Annotated in this window: 16 protein-coding genes; 9 read left to right on the top strand and 7 right to left on the bottom strand. The window is 65.6% G+C overall.

Annotation, left to right across the window (positions count from 1 at the left end):
* The first annotated feature begins 113 nt into the window (after positions 1 to 113).
* From HMI58_RS03855 to HMI58_RS03840, 4 genes are all read left to right on the top strand, one after another.
* Entirely contained in the window at positions 114 to 995 is an 882-nt protein-coding gene (locus HMI58_RS03855) for an SURF1 family cytochrome oxidase biogenesis protein (protein ID WP_171618215.1), read from the top strand.
* Positions 992 to 1,486, top strand: a complete 495-nt coding sequence (locus tag HMI58_RS03850) for a DUF3817 domain-containing protein (RefSeq protein ID WP_171583974.1) — start codon at positions 992 to 994, stop codon at positions 1,484 to 1,486. Before HMI58_RS03855 ends, HMI58_RS03850 begins: the two co-directional genes overlap by 4 nt.
* A gap of 150 nt (positions 1,487 to 1,636) precedes the next feature.
* Positions 1,637 to 3,187, top strand: coding sequence for a glutamine-hydrolyzing GMP synthase (guaA, locus tag HMI58_RS03845; RefSeq protein WP_171618276.1), 1,551 nt, complete (start codon positions 1,637 to 1,639; stop codon positions 3,185 to 3,187).
* 83 nt (positions 3,188 to 3,270) lie between these two features.
* Positions 3,271 to 7,317 (top strand): DUF4011 domain-containing protein, encoded by a 4,047-nt coding sequence (locus HMI58_RS03840; RefSeq protein ID WP_171618214.1) that lies wholly within the window; start codon positions 3,271 to 3,273, stop codon positions 7,315 to 7,317.
* 11 nt (positions 7,318 to 7,328) lie between these two features.
* Here HMI58_RS03840 and cpaB read toward each other — a convergent pair whose 3' ends face one another.
* The 3 genes from cpaB to HMI58_RS03825 form a co-directional block, all read right to left on the bottom strand.
* The gene (cpaB, locus tag HMI58_RS03835; RefSeq protein WP_171618213.1) at positions 7,329 to 8,024 is read right to left on the bottom strand and encodes a Flp pilus assembly protein CpaB; all 696 of its coding nucleotides are present in this window, start codon (positions 8,022 to 8,024) and stop codon (positions 7,329 to 7,331) included.
* Between the two features lie 109 nt (positions 8,025 to 8,133).
* Entirely contained in the window at positions 8,134 to 8,481 is a 348-nt protein-coding gene (locus HMI58_RS03830; RefSeq protein ID WP_171583977.1) for an FmdB family zinc ribbon protein, read from the bottom strand.
* Between the two features lie 127 nt (positions 8,482 to 8,608).
* Positions 8,609 to 9,250 carry a 5-formyltetrahydrofolate cyclo-ligase gene (locus tag HMI58_RS03825; protein ID WP_171618212.1) on the bottom strand — a complete coding sequence of 214 codons (642 nt, stop codon included), beginning with the start codon at positions 9,248 to 9,250 and terminating at the stop codon, positions 8,609 to 8,611.
* 106 nt (positions 9,251 to 9,356) lie between these two features.
* Here HMI58_RS03825 and galU point away from each other — a divergent pair, with 106 nt between their 5' ends.
* The 5 genes from galU to HMI58_RS03800 all read left to right on the top strand — a co-directional run bounded on the left by galU (position 9,357) and on the right by HMI58_RS03800 (position 13,834).
* Positions 9,357 to 10,253, top strand: coding sequence for a UTP--glucose-1-phosphate uridylyltransferase GalU (galU, locus tag HMI58_RS03820; protein WP_171583979.1), 897 nt, complete (start codon positions 9,357 to 9,359; stop codon positions 10,251 to 10,253).
* Between the two features lie 9 nt (positions 10,254 to 10,262).
* Complete coding sequence (locus HMI58_RS03815) at positions 10,263 to 10,934, top strand: GNAT family protein (RefSeq protein ID WP_171618211.1); 672 nt, start codon at positions 10,263 to 10,265, stop codon at positions 10,932 to 10,934.
* Positions 10,935 to 10,962: 28 nt separating this feature from the next.
* Positions 10,963 to 11,967 (top strand): hypothetical protein, encoded by a 1,005-nt coding sequence (locus HMI58_RS03810; RefSeq protein ID WP_171618210.1) that lies wholly within the window; start codon positions 10,963 to 10,965, stop codon positions 11,965 to 11,967.
* Positions 11,939 to 13,219, top strand: a complete 1,281-nt coding sequence (locus HMI58_RS03805; RefSeq protein WP_205207869.1) for a phosphotransferase — start codon at positions 11,939 to 11,941, stop codon at positions 13,217 to 13,219. The genes HMI58_RS03810 and HMI58_RS03805 overlap by 29 nt, the downstream gene beginning before the upstream one ends.
* 102 nt (positions 13,220 to 13,321) lie before the next feature.
* Complete coding sequence (locus HMI58_RS03800; protein ID WP_171618168.1) at positions 13,322 to 13,834, top strand: hypothetical protein; 513 nt, start codon at positions 13,322 to 13,324, stop codon at positions 13,832 to 13,834.
* Between the two features lie 175 nt (positions 13,835 to 14,009).
* Here the strand turns inward: HMI58_RS03800 and HMI58_RS03795 are convergent, their stop codons facing one another.
* The 4 genes from HMI58_RS03795 to HMI58_RS03780 are packed head-to-tail and all read right to left on the bottom strand — an operon-like array spanning position 14,010 to position 17,283.
* Entirely contained in the window at positions 14,010 to 14,681 is a 672-nt protein-coding gene (locus HMI58_RS03795) for a response regulator transcription factor (RefSeq protein WP_171583982.1), read from the bottom strand.
* The gene (locus HMI58_RS03790; protein WP_171618209.1) at positions 14,678 to 16,339 is read right to left on the bottom strand and encodes a HAMP domain-containing sensor histidine kinase; all 1,662 of its coding nucleotides are present in this window, start codon (positions 16,337 to 16,339) and stop codon (positions 14,678 to 14,680) included. Before HMI58_RS03790 ends, HMI58_RS03795 begins: the two co-directional genes overlap by 4 nt.
* On the bottom strand, positions 16,332 to 16,760 hold the full coding sequence (locus HMI58_RS03785; RefSeq protein WP_171618208.1) for a hypothetical protein: 429 nt from the start codon (positions 16,758 to 16,760) through the stop codon (positions 16,332 to 16,334). Before HMI58_RS03785 ends, HMI58_RS03790 begins: the two co-directional genes overlap by 8 nt.
* 49 nt (positions 16,761 to 16,809) lie before the next feature.
* Positions 16,810 to 17,283: an Lrp/AsnC family transcriptional regulator gene (locus HMI58_RS03780; RefSeq protein WP_171583985.1), complete on the bottom strand. Its 474-nt coding sequence runs from the start codon at positions 17,281 to 17,283 to the stop codon at positions 16,810 to 16,812.
* Positions 17,284 to 17,407: the final 124 nt, after the last annotated feature.

Genomic DNA, 17,407 nt, shown 5'->3' with positions numbered 1-17,407 from the left:
CCCGCAGTACGGCTAAGTGATAGACATTTCCCAATCACTTGTGGTGTGTGTCGTGATACAGGTCGCCGGGCGGGCATTCGGTTTTCTACACGATGACGAAGTACCGTTAACATGTGCTCAAAACCGCCCTGAAACCCCGCTGGATCCTGTCGCTGATCCTTGCCATGGTGATTGCGGCGGTCTTTGTACTCCTCAGCCAGTGGCAGTTCTCCAGCTCGACCGGTGACGCTCCGCCGCCGGAAAGCACCACGGAGAGGGAGCGTGCACTGACTGACGGCTTCAGTCCCGGCGTCCCCATGACCGCGCCTGTCGCCGACCAGATGGTCACTATGGACGGGGAATTCCTGCCGGACACCACCGTGCTGGTGCAGGACCGCCTGCAGGGAGACCGGCAGGGCTTCTGGCTGATCTCGGCCTTCGCCGTCGATGGCGTCCCCGAGGGCGCAGTTGATGACCCGGCCGGTCCGCCGGTGATCCCCGTGGTGCACGGCTGGATCCCGGACGCGCAGGCCGCCGCCGAGGTACCCGAACCCGTAGGCTCCGCGTCGGTGGTGGGGAGGCTGCTGCCCGCCGAAGGCCCGGTCGCCGAACGGCCGGTCGCCGGCCAGATCCCCACTCTCGCCACCGCCGAGCTCACCAACCGCTGGGACCGGCCCATCTACGCCGGTTTCGTGGTGTCTACCGCCACAGAGGTGGGCGGCCTGGATTGGGCCCCTGAGGCTCCGCTGGAGGTCGTGACGGTCGGGCCGCAGCCGCAAGAGACACCGCTCAACTGGCTGAATATTTTCTACGCGGTGGAATGGTTCGTCTTCGCCGGGTTCGCCTTCTTCCTCTGGTGGCGGCTGGTCGCCGACGACTACCGAAGGACCCTCGAGGAGGCCGAGGACAGCGCCGCAGAGGCGGGCAACACGAACGACGACGACAGCAACGACGGCAGCACGGGACACCCTGACCCCGCAGCGCAGGGCCCAACGACGAGTGAGGCACGACAGTGAGTACACCCAACGTGAACGGACCGGCAACAGGAAGCGGCACCTCCGGTGCCGCCCGGAAACCCAAGCGGCGGTTCGGCGGTACCCATGCACAGATCCTTTCGGCGCTGACCTTCTACAAGGTGCTCGCCTACGCCACCGGCATCATGCTCATGCTGGTCGTCGTGGAAATGATCGCAGCCTACGGGATGGGATCACACATCATGATCGGCGGACCTGAGGGTCTCTTTTCCCTGACGGACAAGAACTCGTCCGAGACTGCCGGAGGATTCAACTTCTCCACCACGGTCCTGATCGTCCACGGCTGGATGTACGTGGTCTACCTGATCGCCGACTTCCGGCTCTGGCAGATGATGCGGTGGCCGTTCAAGCAGTTCATCGTGATGGCTCTGGGCGGCGTGGTGCCGCTGCTGTCGTTCATCGTTGAGCGCCGGATCCACCGGCAGGTGGAGCAGGAGCTGGCAGCACACCCCGAAGCAGCCTCCCGGTACTAGCGGGCATCAGGGCGTAGTGATGTGCGATCGGGTGCCCGTGGCGACTATTGTTGACGCGTGACTATTCCCGCATCCGGACCCGGAATTTCAGGCCATGCCGACTCCACCCCAGACTCCGCAGAGGAGACCAGCGAAACAGGCCACCGGCCGGTGCTGGTGGTGGACTACGGCGCGCAGTATGCCCAGCTGATCGCCCGGCGGGTCCGCGACGCGGATGTGTACTCCGAGGTGGTTCCCCACACCCTGAACACTGCCGACCTGCTGGCAAAGAATCCGGTAGCGATCATCCTCTCCGGTGGACCCTCAAGCGTCTACGCTGAGGGAGCGCCCCGGGTTGACCCCGAACTGTTCACCGCCGGGGTTCCCGTCCTGGGGATCTGCTACGGCTTCCAGGCGATGGCTTCGGCGCTCGGCGGAACCGTCGCCAAGACCGGCCTCCGCGAATACGGGTCAACCGACGTCGCCGCGACGTCCAGCACCGGATCGCTGTTGGACGGAGTCCCGGAGCACCAGAACGCCTGGATGAGCCACGGCGACAGTGTGCAGGCCGCACCCGAGGGCTTCGAGGTGCTCGCAAGTACCGCAGGCGCGCCGGTTGCCGCGTTTGCCGACGAGTCCCGGCGCCTTTATGGCGTGCAGTGGCACCCCGAGGTGAAGCACTCGGATCATGGGCAGCAGGTGCTTGAGAACTTCCTCTTCAAGGGTGCCCGCCTGGACGCGAACTGGACCACCGGCAACATCGTTGAGGAACAGGTGGAACGCATCCGCGAGCAGGTGGGAGACGCCCGCGTGATCTGCGGACTCTCCGGCGGAGTGGATTCGGCGGTCGCTGCGGCCCTGGTGCAACGGGCGGTCGGAGACCAGTTGACCTGCGTTTTCGTCGACCACGGGCTGCTCCGCGAAGGGGAAGCCGAGCAGGTGGAACGGGACTTCGTCGCCGCCACCGGGGTCAACCTCTACGTAGCCAACGAGCAGAAGCGCTTCCTGGATGCCCTTGCCGGCGTCAGCGACCCGGAAACGAAGCGCAAGATCATCGGGCGTGAATTCATTCGCGCCTTCGAGGAAGCCGAGCGGGCGATCATTGCCCAGGCGCAGGCACACGGCGAGAAAATCCGGTTCCTCGTGCAGGGCACCCTTTACCCCGACGTCGTCGAATCCGGTGGCGGTGAGGGTGCGGCGAACATCAAGAGCCACCACAACGTGGGAGGCCTCCCCGAGGACCTGCAGTTTGAACTGGTCGAACCTCTCAGGGCGCTGTTCAAGGATGAGGTCCGGGCGGTCGGAGCCCAGCTGGGCCTGCCCGCCGAAATTGTTGGTCGTCAGCCGTTCCCCGGCCCCGGGCTGGGGATCAGGATAGTCGGCGACGTCACCCAGGAACGGCTGGACCTGCTCCGCCGTGCCGACGCAATTGCCCGCGCGGAGCTCACCGCCGCGGGACTGGACAACGAGGTGTGGCAGATGCCGGTGGTCCTCCTCGCCGACGTCCGCAGCGTCGGCGTCCAGGGGGACGGCCGCACCTACGGCCATCCGATTGTCCTGCGTCCGGTATCCAGCGAGGACGCGATGACCGCAGACTGGTCCAGGCTGCCCTACGACCTGCTGGCCCGCATCTCGAACCGCATCACCAACGAGGTCGAGGGCGTCAACCGGGTGGTACTGGATATCACCAGCAAGCCGCCCGGCACCATCGAATGGGAGTAGCCCGTCCCACCCGGGAACGGGTATTTGCCCGCCCCCGGTGTTGCGGCCCCGCCGCAGCGCCCTAGTCGGATAGCTTGGAAGACATGCCCCTCTGGTCCAGACCGTCGAAGATAATTGTAGAAAAGGAGACCGCCGTGTCAGTGCAGGAACCAGGGGACTCCGCTGGGACTTTTCTGCTGCCGTGGCTCCAAGAGCTCGGTGCACACGCCGGGACGGACACCCTGCTGCACTTTTCGCCTGCGTCGGCGAACAGCATTGATCTCACCCACGCACACCCCTCCGGTCTGGCTCAGCTGCTCGCTGGTCGTCGTACCCGTCTGTCCACGCTCCTGCGTGACCCCGCCCAGTATGCCGCGGCGATGAAGACGGCGCAGGTGCTGCGCGCGAAGATCTACGAGCTGGGCACCGAACGCGGCATCGACGTCGGATATCTGGCGGCGGGCACCGCTGCCTGGCGCAGTGTCGACGACGACGGCAGGACTGAACCGTTGACCGCCCCCGTGATGTTGACGGCTGTTTCACTGACGGTTCACGCCTCCCAGGACGACTACGAACTGCAACTGACCGAGCACGCCCGGCTCAACCCGGCGCTGGTCAGGCACCTGCGTGGTGTCCAGGGCATCCCACTCGACGCCGAAGCCATCGCACGGCTTGCCTACGGCACGGCCCGCTTCGATCCGCTGCCCGTGCTCGACCGCCTCCGCGCCGTCACCGAGGGCGTCCGTGGAATGGCGATCGAACATCATCTCCTTGTGTCCACGTTCGCGGATCTCGGAGACCTTGCCGACGACGCCGCCATTCGGCCCGAGCACCCGGTCCTGGCCGCCCTGATGGAGGCAGCACGCGACGGACAGACGGCGCCGTCGTCGTCCGCGCCCGCCGACCTCACCGGCCAGGTCACACCGGTTGACGAACGCCACCCCGCTGAAGAAGTGCTCATCCGGGACGCAGACTCAACGCAGCAGGATGTTCTGGACCAGATCGGCCAAGGGCACTCGCTGGTGGTTTCCTCGCCGCCGGGATCAGGACAGACCCAAACGGCGTTGAACGCGATCGCAGGTCTCACCGAGCAGGGCAAGAGCGTACTGGTGGTTGCTGAACGCCGCGGAACCCTCAACGAACTGGTGGAGGAGCTCGACACCCTCAACCTGGGGTCCCTGGTGCTGCAGCTGAACGCCAACATCAATGAACAGCAGCTGAAGGATCAGCTGATTCGCGCCATCGTGAGGAACGAGAAGGCTACCCAGCCCGAGCTGGACGGCCTGCATCAGACCCTGGTGGAAAACCGGCATCAGCTGCAGGATCACGTCAAGTCACTGCACAACGTCCGCAGCCGGTGGGGCTGCTCGCCCTACCAGGCGATGCAGTCGCTCGCCGAACTGACAGCGCTGGACCCGGCCCCCGCCACCACCGTCCGGCTGCTCCGCAGCGTGATGGATAGCATCCCTGACCGCGCCGAACTCACCGAGCGCCTTCGCCGGGCTGCCGAGCTCGGCAGCTTCAGCGCGTCAGCCGTCGACAGCCCGTGGTACGGGGCCAAACTGCTGAACCGGAAGGAAACCGAGCGCGCCCACGAGCTAGCCGTTGAACTGGCGCGGGATATCCCACTGCTGCGGGAAAAGGTGCTGCGCGTCGCTGACTATTCGCAGATCCGGCTGGGTGGTTCCTTCACCGAATGGGGCGAGCAGCTGCAGCTTCTCGCGGCTGTCCGCGGAAGCCTGGACAAGTTCACCCCGGACATCTTCGACCGGCCTGTCACCGACCTCATTTCGGCAACAGCGCCCTCGTCGTGGCGCCGGGAACGGGCCATCGAGATGAGCTCGATGACCCGCTCACGGCTCCGCAGGGTTGCCAAGGAATACGTGCGTCCCGGTGTCCACATCGCTGACCTCCACGCATCGCTGCTAGAGGTGCAGCAGCAGCGCACCCTCTGGACCCGGTACGCAACCACTGAACGGCACCCGGCCGTGCCCACCGGACTCGCCGAGATCAACAGCTTCCACCAGAAGATCAGTCTGCAGCTGGACGAGCTCAACCGCGTGCTCGCCACCACGCCTGGCCACATTGACCTGGCAGACATGCCGCTGGACGGCCTCAGTTACCGGCTGGCCGGGCTCGCGAAGGACGAGGAGACGCTCGCGACCCTCCCGGAACGCACCCTCCTGCTCGATGAGATGCGTGAGCACGGATTGGGCGACCTTCTCGACGACCTGGCACACCGCGAGGTAGGTCCGGAACAGGTAGGCTCCGAGCTGGAACTCGCCTGGTGGCAGTCCGCCCTGGACGCCATGATCAGCGGCGACGACTATCTGGCCATGTCCGACGGCGGCAGCCTCCGGCGGTTGGAGGCCGACTACCGCCTGGCTGACAACGCGCACATCGCCTCCGGACCAGGCAGGCTCCGGTTTGCCCTCGCGGAACGGTGGCGGTCAGCCGTCGCCTCCCAGCCCGCCGAATCGGAGAAGCTGCGTGACCTGCTGCGCACCGGCACCCTCGACCTTCCGGGACTGAGCGCCCAGAACGATGAGCTGGTGACCGCGCTCATGCCTGTCTGGGCCGCGAGCCCCCTGATGCTGCCCATGGTCCTGCCAGCAGGTAAGACCTTCGACGCCGTGATCATCCTCGACGCCGAGTCGATCTCCCTGCAGTCGGCCATCCCGGCGATTGCACGCGCCCGCCAGGTCATCGCCTTCGGTGACGACCGCCTGGGCGGGCCCCAGGGTTTCAGCGTCGGCTCTACCGCCGGTGCGACGCCTGAAGCCGACCAGCTGACGAGTGCCTTCTCGGCCCTCGCGACCATTTTCCCGACGGTCGACCTCAGCGTGGTGTATCGGTGCGTCGACAAGGCGCTGACCAGCTTTCTCAGTGACACCTTCTACGAGGGCAGGCTTTCACGTCTGCCCCACGGCTCCGAGATAACTGGGGCCGGTCGCGCGCTCACAGTGGAGTATCTGCCGGACGGCACGGGCATGCCCAGCGCCGACCAGGCTGGCGTGGAGAGTGTCGACGCCGAGGTGGGCCGCGTCGCCGAGCTGGTGTTTGAGCACATCCGCCTCCGGCCCAGCAGCTCGCTGGCCGTTGTCACGGCCAGCGCCCGCCATGCCGGGCGGATTGGGCAAGCTATCCGACAGCGGATGGCCGATCTCCCTTGGTCTGCCGACTTCTTTGCCCCCGGACGGGAATCCTTCCGGGTGGTCCCGGTCGAGCGGGCAGCCGGCATCACGCGCGACTGCGTGATCTTCTCCTTGGGATTCGGCAGGACCCCGCACGGTAGGGCCCTCCACAACTTCGGCCAGCTTTCCGGTCCCGACGGCCGGGGACGCTTCGTTACCGCAATGACCCGGGCACGTCACCGGCTGCACGTGGTGACCTGTTTCCTCCCCACTGACCTCGATCCCGATCGGCTCGAGCACGGTGCCCTCGATTTTTATGGGCTGCTCGAACGCGAACTGGGCGAACCGACCGCCAAGGCAGCACCCGGCGAGGAGTCGTCGGAGAAGGCGCCGAACCCGGATCCGCTGGTCGCTGACCTGGTGAGCCGGCTCCGCGAACGTGGCGCCCACGTCCTCGACCACTACGACGGGGTCCTCGATATCGTAGCGACGGGGAGTTCCCACGCCGTGGCCACTTCTGCGGACCAGGCCCAGGGCGCCCAGATTCCACCGATGGCAATCGAATCGGATGGCACGGAGCGGTACCGGACCATGACCGTCAGGGAACGCAGCAGGCTCCGCCCGCAGCTGCTCGAGCGGATGGGGTGGCGGTACATGCCGCTGTGGACCATCGAAGTTTTCACCGACCCGAATGGATGCGCAGATCTGGTGAGCAACTATCTTGGACTCCCCGCCGTGCCGGAAGGCGGGCGCCGTCCGGTGTCCGGTCCCGCTTCCCGGCTCGGTCGAACGAGCGAAGCAATTGTTGAGGACGCCCGGATGCAGGTCAAGAGGCAGTCAAAGGCCACCTCCGACGACGGTGCTCCGGCCAGCGTTATGCCTGGCGCCACGGGCGCGACATCCCCCGGGGATCTTCTCCCGAAGCATGCTGCCGAAGACGAGGGCAGGTCCTGGGGTGACTCCGAGGATTCGCACGGGGATTGGCTGAAGGACCAGCGCCCTCCGCACTGGGACTGAGGCAGTTCCGCTTACTTCGCTGGCGGTGGGGCGCTCGTAAGCACCAGGTGAACGCTCCCTGAGCTCGATGCTCCGGCAAGGGTGGCGGCGTCGGACGGATCTGCAGCTACCACCACCAGTCCCTCGGTATCCGTGGTGCCGGGCCATCCCGGCGCGGATCCGGCGGCTGACGAACCTGATGTCCAAAGCACGGGTGCGCCCCGGACGAGGACGCTGGTAGTGGCCGGGATCTCGAAGCCATTCCCGGTGCTCAGGACCACATCCACATGCTGCCCGGGGGAGAGCAGTTGCACAGTGGTTTCATCGGCGGGGCGCAAGGGGACCGCGACGGACCCCGGCGGGGAACCGGTAAGCAGCCCGGTGCCCACCAGAAAGGTCTCGGCCAGGACGGAGCCCCGATGCAGGGGAGTGGCCAGTTGTTCCCCGATCACGGCCGCGCTGTCTGTAAACGACTGGAGCGGAATCGCTTCCGGCGGCAGGTCGACAGTGGTGAGGTGGGCAGGGGCGAGGACGGTACCCACTGGGAGATCCTCGGCGGCCGCAACTACCCGGGACAGTGATTGTTCCGGCGGGATGATGGCCTCGACGGTCACTGCCGCGGCAAGGCAGAACAGTACTGCGGCGAGAAACCGGCGATGGCGGAAGGCAAATCGTCGGGCTCCCAGGGTGAACCCGGTACGTCTCCGGGGGCTTTTGCCGTTGACCATTCACCAACGCTACGGAAGCCCCGCACCCAGCGGGAAGGGTGGACCCGGAATGTGGGCAAGTCCTACAGCGAGGGCTGTGTGGAGGACGGGTAAGGCGTGCTGGCGGAGACTAGCTCGCGGCGGCAGTCGTCTTGGGGCTCTCCGAAGGCTTTTTCACTGTCGTCGAGGCATCCTTGCCCGGGGAGCCCGTGGCTGAGCCGGACCCCGTGGTGGACTGCTCGGAGGTGCTGCCCGATGACGGGCTGGTGCTGCTGGTCCCCGGGTCGACTGACTTCTTGCTGTCACGGGAGTCGTTACGGTAGAAACCCGATCCCTTGAACACCACTCCGACGCTGTTGAACTTCTTCCTCAGCGACCCCTCACATTCGGGGCACACAGTGAGTGAACTATCAGAAAAGGCCTGATGGATGTCGAAGGCATGGTCGCAGTCTTTGCAAGCGTATGCGTAGGTTGGCAAAGCAAATCCTCCTGGGCGAGCGTGATTCCTGGGTCTAGATCCCCAACCCGGTTCGGCTGGCACTCTAGGGGTCCGAGTGCTAAGTCTACACTGCCCGATGGGCAGTTTGCGTCGAAGTGGCGGTCGCCTATCCGGCGTCGCGACGGGTGTTGAGAGGGTGATAGGCCGACGGTGTGAAGGTACCGGCCAGCGGCATATCCAGTGGAGTAGTGGCCAGCGAGCCGGCCGGCAACAGCTCGTGGTCATATACGTAGGCGAGGGTCGGTACGTTCGGATCGACTGCCCGCAGTTGTGCGAGAAACCGATCGTAGTAGCCACCCCCCTGGCCGAGCCTGCCACCGTTGTGGTCCACCGCGAGTCCCGGAACCAGCACGAGGGCCACTGCGCGCTCCCCAGCGAGCAGGTCGCTGAAATGCCGGCGTGCCCCCACCGGCTCCAGCACCGGGGCGCGGGGGCTGCGCCGCAGTTCGACCTCCGCCGACCAACTGCACCAGCTGAGTTGGTAAGCGGGCTCGCAGATCGGCACCACCACCTGGTAGCCACGCGCGGTCAGCGATGTCAGGAGTTCACGGGTTCCTGGCTCTGGGTCCACTGACAGGTAGGCGGCGACCAGGCGAGGGCGGGTGGAACCCAACGGAAGCCAGTCCAGGACCTGGTCCCGGAGTCCGACGGCGGCTGCCAACCGCTGCTCCGCGGACATCGCCAGCCGGGCCGCCCGGAAGTGCTGCCGGGCAACATCCTTGCCGGTCGCCGATGAAAGAGGACCCATACCAGCACACTTTACCGAGTCCCACGGGTCCGCCACAGCGATCCGACGATTCCGGTCAACAGTGGGCTTGCATAGAAAGGTCACTGACGTTATGTAGGGTGGTGTCATGACCTCACGAGTGAATAAGGCTGTCATCCCCGCAGCGGGACTTGGCACGCGGTTTCTCCCCGCCACAAAGGCGATGCCCAAGGAAATGCTTCCCGTAGTGGATAAGCCTGCGATCCAGTACGTGGTCGAAGAGGCTGTCAACGCCGGAATGACCGACATTCTGATGATTACCGGTCGAAACAAGCGTTCGCTCGAGGACCACTTTGACCGGGTGCCCTTCATTGAGCAGACCCTCGAAGCGAAGGGCGACCTCGAGAAGCTGGCGGCAGTTCGCCGCCCTTCCGAGCTGGGTGACATCCACTATCTGCGCCAGGGGGATCCAAAGGGACTCGGCCATGCCGTCCTCCGCGCCAAGCTCCACGTCGGGAACGAGCCGTTTGCTGTTCTCCTCGGTGACGATCTCATCGACGAGCGTGACGTCCTCCTGAAGACAATGATCGAGGTACAGGAAAAGACCGGAGGGTCGGTCATCGCGCTGATCGAAGTCGATCCGGATCAGATCAGCGCCTACGGCTGCGCGGATATCTCCGCCATCGACGGTGAAGACTATGTCAGGGTCAGCGAACTGGTGGAGAAGCCGCCGATCGACGAGGCACCCTCCAACCTTGCCGTCATCGGACGTTACGTCCTGCACCCCCGGGTCTTTGATGTGCTGGAAACCACCGGTCCGGGCCGGGGCGGCGAAATCCAGCTTACGGACGCCCTCCAGACGCTCGCGTCAGCAGAGGGCGAAGGGTCGGGCGTGTACGGCGTCGTCTTCCGCGGACGTCGCTACGACACTGGTGACAAGCTCAGCTACATCAAGGCAGTCGTGACCCTGGCCTCAGAGCGTGAGGACCTCGGACCGGACCTGCAGGACTGGTTGAAGAGCTTCACCCAAAACCTGAACGGCTAGCACGGTACCGTGAGCGGGCAGTTCGCCTGGCCGGTGACCCTTGAAACTGACACGCTCATCCTGAGGCCGGTTCGCCTGCGTGATCGGAAGGAGTGGTCAGCTGTTCGGGAGCGAAACGCCGAATGGCTGGCGCCCTGGGAGGCATCCAACCCCGCGCCGGGTGGATACCTGCCCAGCTACCCCGAGATGGTCCGATCGCTGCGGAAGCAGGCGCGGGCGGCTACCGGCCTGCCCTTCCTGATTACCGAGCGCACCGGGCACCTCCGGGACCCTGCGATTGTCGGTCAGCTGACGGTGTCAACGATCGTCTGGGGTTCGGCGATGACGGCGACGCTTGGGTACTGGGTGGATCGTGACCGTGCGGGGCAGGGTATTGCGCCCACCGCCGTCGCGTTGGTGACCGACTACTGCTTCGACCGTCTCGGTTTGCACCGGATGGAGATCAATATCCGTCCCGAGAACGCAGCCAGCCTGCGGGTCGTAGAGAAACTCGGTTTCCGGGACGAGGGACTCCGCAAGAGCTACCTTCACATCGCAGGGGAGTGGGCGGACCATCGCAGCTTCGCCCTCACCCAGGATGAGGTACCCGGCGGGCTGCTGGCCCGCTGGCAGGCGCAGCGCCAACCGGGTCGGGGCATTCGCCAACCCGGAGGCGACACACCGCCGTCAATACACTCGTGACGAGGGTGTACGACCTACCGTTTTAGACGTGGACTTCTCTATGAACAGCTCGGTGGTGCTTGTCGCGATCGTTGGTCTCTGGCTGATCTGGGTTGCCCCCTACGTACTGCGTATCCGCAGGCCAGCCCTGCTGGTCGAAACGGCCGAAACGTCAGCCCTTATCCCACCCGCAACAGCCGAGAGCAACGTCTCTCAGGGGAGCATCATGGAAATGTCAGGTCACACTAACGACGCCGCCACGCCACGGCCTGCAGGGTCGTCCCCGCGATCCGCATCGAGCCAGCAACGGTTCGTGATCCGACCCGCCCGCACCGCGATTGCCGCGACCGGCGCGCTGGCACTGCTCGCGGCAATTGTTTGTCTTCCCCTGGCCATCCTCGCCGTTGTTCCCGCACTGTTACCCCCGGCCGCGTTCGTCCTCTTCCTGCTTGCAGTGGCTGGCCTCCGGGTGCTGGCGGTCCGGGACCGCCGCCGTCGGGTCAATGCGGCCTTCGCCGAGGCAATGTACGCGCCCGCCGCGACAACCCAGCCCGCACCACTTGCTCTCCATGCTCCCCGCCGGGAGACCAGTCTGTTCGACGCCGAAACCTCCCGCAGCCTCACTGGAGAAAACTCAGTGGCCGAGGAGCATCGGCCAGCCGCAGCGGCGCCCCTGACCGCTACCGAGCTGCGTCAGGCGGCTCTTGCAGTAGCCACAGGTGCGGATTCAGGTACAGCGGGCGAGGAGGGTGCTCCCCTCGACCCGGCAGTCTCCGGCGGATCCACCCCCGCAGCCCACGCGGGCGGCGACACCTGGGAGCCGGTTGAGGTACCCAAACCCATGTACGTTGCGGCTGCCAAGGCCGAGCGGCAAGCACCGGCTCCGCTTGAGCTTCCCGATGCGCCCAAAGCCCAGGCCAGGACCAGCCTGAAACAGGGTGCTGTCCCGCCAGTCGTCGAGAACACCGAGCAGACAACAGCCGACAACGCCACCACAGCACCGCCGACCGGCAGGTTGAACCTGGATGACGTCCTGCAGCGTCGCCGGGCCTAACCCCTCAACGCCTGAGCCGGGAGGGGAAACCGCCCAGCTGCGCCTGCTGGAAGGGGACGGCGCGGCCGAACCCTTGCGGCTCGCACTTCAAACGCTGGGCTGGCGTCCGTCCACCTGGTCGCTCGTCCAGGTGCATCACCGCCCCGGTGCGGGCGCCACCGGTATCTATCAGGTGGACGTCGTAGCCGGTGATGACCAGGTCACCACCGAATTCCTGTGCATCAGCACGGCGGCCCTGACGGCGCCCGCGGAGGGTACCGTCCAGCTGACAGGTGCCGACGGCCTGGCCTTGACCGTGTGGCGTCATCCACATGACCCGCTGCTGCCGGGTCTGGCCTGGGCCTGTGATGCGGCGAAGGTGGGCGCAGCCCTCTTTGAACCTTTGCCGGACAGAAGGAGCGCGGTTGTGCTGCCGGAACTGGCGACCGTCAGCTATCGACCGCTCCGGCGGGCAGTGCTGACCGCCGATCATCTCGGGGAACGCCGGTACCTCAAGGTGTTGCGTCACGGGCAGGCAGGCCGCCTCGCCGAACGCCACCGCCTGCTCACCAGCGCCGGGATTCCAGCCCCCGAACTGATCGAGGTGCCAGCCCCGGACGTGCTGGCCATGCATCGAGCTCCTGGGACGCCTCTTGCCGAACGGTTGATGCGCGACGGGGCACGGTCGATCCAACCACACGCTCTGATCAACCTGCTGCAGAATCTCCCGCCTGAGTCGATGAGGTTACCGGAGCGCCCGGCGTGGGCTGCGCGCGTGCGCGACTACGCCATGGGAGCAGCAGCCGTCCTACCAGAGGAGCAGGCGCGGATCACAGCGCTGACGAACAAGGTGCATCATCTCGTCTCGACGGTCGACGCCGGTCCGAAGGTTCCCTCCCACGGCGATTTCTATGAAGCGAACCTGCTGGTCACGGGCGAGAGCATCTCAGGACTCCTCGATGTTGACGCACTCGGTCCCGGCCACCTGGTGGACGACCTCGCCTGTTTCATCGGCCATCTGGCGGTCCTGCCGTCCCTGGACAGCCGCTACATTCACGTCCCGGCAGCGCTGGACCGGTTCCTGGCGGCATTTGACCACGTTGTCGACCCCTCTGCGCTCCGTGGACGCGCGGCCGGCGTCGCCCTGACACTGGTGGCAGGGGCAAAGCACCGGGCATCGCCTGCAAGCCCTGACGCCTGGCACGCTGATGCGCTCAGGCGGCTGGCGATCGCTGAGTCGTTGGCCGACGCTGCGCTGGCCCGCCGCAGCTAACCGAAGATGAGAGGTCTCTCATCTTCGGTTCCTCTTTGTCTCACATTCGCCGTGCACAGTTGAACTCATAGCCCACACCGCTGATCGGGAAAGGAACCCACCGTGCACAAGCGAAACATCTGGATCGCCACCGGCTCTCTGAGTGTGATGGCACTGGGTCTGGGCGTCGCCGTTGCCGACAGCACCCACGACCCCCGGGATCTGGGCTCGAGCATCAACAGGTCCAGCGATAACGGTGCCACCGGCACTGACGGAGGCAGCACCGGGGGCGGAGCGGACAGTCCCGACGGCTCAGGCAACGACTCCACCCTCAACGGGGACCAGGTCGGTGACGACGGCGGTTCGGCTGATACCCGCAGCCCATCGCCAACCCCTGAGCCCCGGAGCGAGGAGCCCATAGCGCCGACCGCGGCAAGTGCTCCCTCCGCGGTGACACCCGCCGCACCGGCACCCACCCTCGAACCCGCGCCAGCGCCTGCACCAGCTCCGGCGCCAGCCCCCGCTCCAGTGGTGGTCCCGGCGCCAGCGCCCGTCCCGTCACCGGTTGGGCCAGTGGACTCCGGCTATTCGGTACCCAGCGCGGTGTCCGCACCGAGCGCCGCCAGCGGCGGCTGACAGATTCGGGTGTTGGTTCCGTCCAGGGACCGATCCAACACCTCAGGCCGGGATTCCGGAGTGTCCCCCCAGCATTCCGGATTCCCACCCCTCCGGCCCTTTCGAGAGCGGCGCCGGAGGTTTGGCGGCGGTGGCACCCCTCGTGTCGGGTGCCATCGCCGCTCCCGACAGACGTTCAGGGCTCGTCAGAAGAGAGCCTGTACCCCATGCCGCGGACGGTAGTGAACCGGCCGGCTCCGAGCTTGTTGCGCAGATAGCGCACGTAGACATCCACCACATTGGAGCCCGGGTCGAAATCGTAGCCCCACACCCGGGAGAGGAGTTGTTCGCGGCTCAGCACCTGGCCGGGATTTCTCAGAAAAGCCTCGGCCAGCGCGAATTCGCGGGCCGACAAATCCACTTCCTTGCCGTTAACCGCCGCCCGGCGTGTTCTCAGGTCGAGCTGCAGATTCTGGTGGGTCAGGACCGAGCTGTCGGCGGTGGGGGTGTCCTGTCGGAGCCGGAGCCGGACGCGGGCCAGGAGCTCCTCGAACCGGAATGGCTTGGCCATGTAGTCGTCAGCCCCACCCTCCAGGCCGGCCACCGTATCGTCGATGGAACTTCTGGCGGACAGGATGATGACGGGCGTCGTGTTCCTGGACTCCCGTAGGCGTCGCAGAACAGTGAACCCATCCTGGTCGGGCAACCCGAGGTCAAGCACGATCAGCTCAAAGTCACCGGTCTGGGCCAGATGATACCCGTCCCTCCCATTGTCGGCGACGGTCGGGACGTACCCTGCAGACCGCAGTCCCTTGGCGACAAAGGAACTGATGCGGTCCTCGTCCTCGACGATTAGGATCTGGCTCAATCTTGTACTTCCTCTGATGTGTCAGCTGCGCGCTCCTCGAGCGGCAGCACCATGGTGAATGTTGACCCTCGACCGAGAGCTGAGGCCAGGTGAACCCTACCCCCGTGGGCGCTGACGATCGCATTGACAATGGTCAGGCCAAGGCCTGAGCCTTCTGTGCGGCGCCCATGAGCGCCGCGGGCGAACCTGTCGAAGATGCGCGCCTGGTCCTCGCCGGGCACCCCAATACCTTCGTCGCGGACCCACAGCAGCAAGCCCCCGGGGTCCAGGCGGGAGCCCACCGCGATGGTCGAGCCGTCGTCGGAGAACTTGACGGCATTGACCACCAGTTGCAGCCAGGCCTGGGTGATCCGGCGGGGATCCAGCAAGCACGAGGCCTCTGCCCGAGCGTCAATGGTCCAGCGCCGGGAACCGAGGGGACGTGACTTGTCCAGCACATCATCGGTCAGACGGCCCACGTCGACCGTTTCGGGCCGCACAAACCCGGGCCGGGTGATTCCGGCGAGGGTCACCAAATCATCAACGAGGAGCCGCATCCGGTCCAGTTCGTCGAGGGCAATGCCACGCACGGCGGTGACATCGGCAGGGTCCGCCGAATCCTGAAGCTCAAGGTGCCCCTGCACAATGGTGATGGGTGTGCGCAGTTCATGCCCGACGTCGTCGAGCAGTTGGCGTTGGGAGGTGAAGGATCCCTCCAGCCGTTCAAGCATCGCGTTGACAGTGCGGGTGAGGTCCGACAGGTCGTCATTCCCGGAGACCGGGATCCGCTCGGAGAGGTCGGAGTCCCCAATGTGTTGGGCGGTGTCCCGCAGCAGACGGATCGGCGCAAGGAGATTGCCCACCAGCAGCCAGCCGACCACACCGATGAAGACCAGTGTCCCGAAGCTGATCAGGGCGAACGCGGCAAAGGTCTGGTTGAGCTGTCCATGTTCGGCGCGAGCGTCGTAGGCGAGCACGTACTGGGTAGGGCTGCTGTCGGCGGCCAGTTGCACTGGGACAACCAGCGCACGATAGGTGGTCTCGGCCGTGGCGATACTCGAAATGCTGACCCGGCTGGGGTCGGCTTGCGTGGCCACGTATTCGACCAGCTCCGCATCTTCCTCCAGGCGCAGTTGCACCGCCGGATTGGCTAGCAGGACAGCCTCGCCATCGCGCATGCCCAGCATTCCCTCGTTGGGCGCCGGGAGGGTGCGTTGCATGGCAACGAAAATCAGTTCCTGGGCTTCGGTAAAGTCCTCACGGGTTGTCGGGTCAATACCCGTGTCGAGGAGAGACTCGAACTCCAAAAAGTGTCGTTCCAGCGAGTTGTCCATGTCCGAGTTGATGTCGCTGCGCTGCAGCGCATAGGCCGCTGATCCGGCAACCAGCAGCCCCAACGCTGACAGCGCGAGAACAGCCCCGAGCACCCGGGTCCGGACGGTCCAGTTCCCACGCAACGCGGTGGACAGCCGCCGCCAGGTCGACCGCCGCTTCCCTGCGGGACCCGGAGCTGGTTCATCAGCTGGCCGGGGTGGATTCGCGACGGCGGGATTCACCTGCGGTATAGCCGCAGGCCTGGGAGGGGAGCGGGTTGGCCGGGTGTGGGGCGCACCGTCCGGCCTGCTGGAGTGGGTGGAACGCAGTACTTCGGTGGTGGGGCTGCCCTGCGGCCTAATCATCCCCATCGTCCCCAAAGTCGCTGTCGTCGTCCCCAAAGTGGGTGTCGTCGTCTCCAAAGTCGTCGTCGTTGTCTTCAAAGTCACCGTCGTCGCCGCCGCCCCCGCCAGGGCCGGAGTTGTCATCAGTGTCTCCCGGGATCGGCGCTGGGGGAGGCACCACCTCGACCGGTTGCCCGGTCGGCTCGGTAGTGGGATCCGGGGAGGGTGTTTCGGGCGGCGGCGTGGGTAGCGGGGTGGACGGTGCGGATCCTGGGGTGGACGGGGTGGATCCCGGCGTCTGAGTCACGGTTTCCGTGAACGAGGACCCCAGGTCAGCAGGCACGGGATCGGCCAACGACCCGACAATCCCGATCGCCGCTACAACAACTCCGCCCGCGCACGCCACACCCACCACCCAGGTATGGAGCTCCGAAGACATCATGGGTTAAGTATCCCGACAAAAGATGAGATGCACATGAGAGTCCGTCAGATCATTGTTCGTCGGCGAGGGTCCGCAACAGTGGTTCGGTCCGGTAGGGAATGTGTTCGTGAAGGGCGAGGACCGTTTCAGTGCGAATGACGCCCTTGATCCTCAGAATCGACCGGAGGGCCGACTGGAGGTGATGGGTGTCCTTGGCCGTCACACGGCACCAGACATCCCCCCGACCGGAGATCTCGTGGACCTCCAGTACCTGGTGGAGACGGCGTAGGCCCGAGATCACTCCGTCCAGCTCGCGGTGCGATACCTCGATAGTCACGAATGCCGCGACGTCGTAGCTGAGGGCCTCCAGATCAAGCTCTCGCCCACTGGCGCGCAGGGTGCCGGACCGGAGCAGCCGCCGAATCCGCGATTGCGCGGTGTTGCGTGCCACCCCAAGATGGTCGCTCAGCTCACCGATCTGGGCTCGGGGGTCTCGGACCAGCTCCAGGAGAAGACGGATATCGACAAGGTCCAATTTGCTCACGACGTGCACTTCCAGTCAGTTGGATAGCTCAAAACTGATGATTTCGATCAAGTCTAACGACAGATATGTTCCCAATACTCCTCCAGCCCGGAGAATAAGGGGGATATCTGCTGTTGTGTTCTAC

Source organism: Arthrobacter sp. 147(2020), assembly GCF_013116715.1.
In the GTDB taxonomy this organism is placed as follows: domain Bacteria; phylum Actinomycetota; class Actinomycetes; order Actinomycetales; family Micrococcaceae; genus Arthrobacter_D.
This window is presented reverse-complemented; position numbering and strand designations above follow the sequence as displayed.

Coding starts and splice junctions, on each gene's coding strand:
- HMI58_RS03785 (WP_171618208.1), bottom strand. CDS start 16,760: ATGATGTCTTCGGAGCTCCATACCTGGGTGGTGGGTGTGGCGTGCGCG.
- HMI58_RS03790 (WP_171618209.1), bottom strand. CDS start 16,339: ATGATTAGGCCGCAGGGCAGCCCCACCACCGAAGTACTGCGTTCCACC.
- HMI58_RS03825 (WP_171618212.1), bottom strand. CDS start 9,250: ATGGGTCCTCTTTCATCGGCGACCGGCAAGGATGTTGCCCGGCAGCAC.
- cpaB (WP_171618213.1), bottom strand. CDS start 8,024: ATGGTCAACGGCAAAAGCCCCCGGAGACGTACCGGGTTCACCCTGGGA.
- HMI58_RS03805 (WP_205207869.1), top strand. CDS start 11,939: ATGACGTCCTGCAGCGTCGCCGGGCCTAACCCCTCAACGCCTGAGCCG.
- galU (WP_171583979.1), top strand. CDS start 9,357: ATGACCTCACGAGTGAATAAGGCTGTCATCCCCGCAGCGGGACTTGGC.
- HMI58_RS03840 (WP_171618214.1), top strand. CDS start 3,271: ATGCCCCTCTGGTCCAGACCGTCGAAGATAATTGTAGAAAAGGAGACC.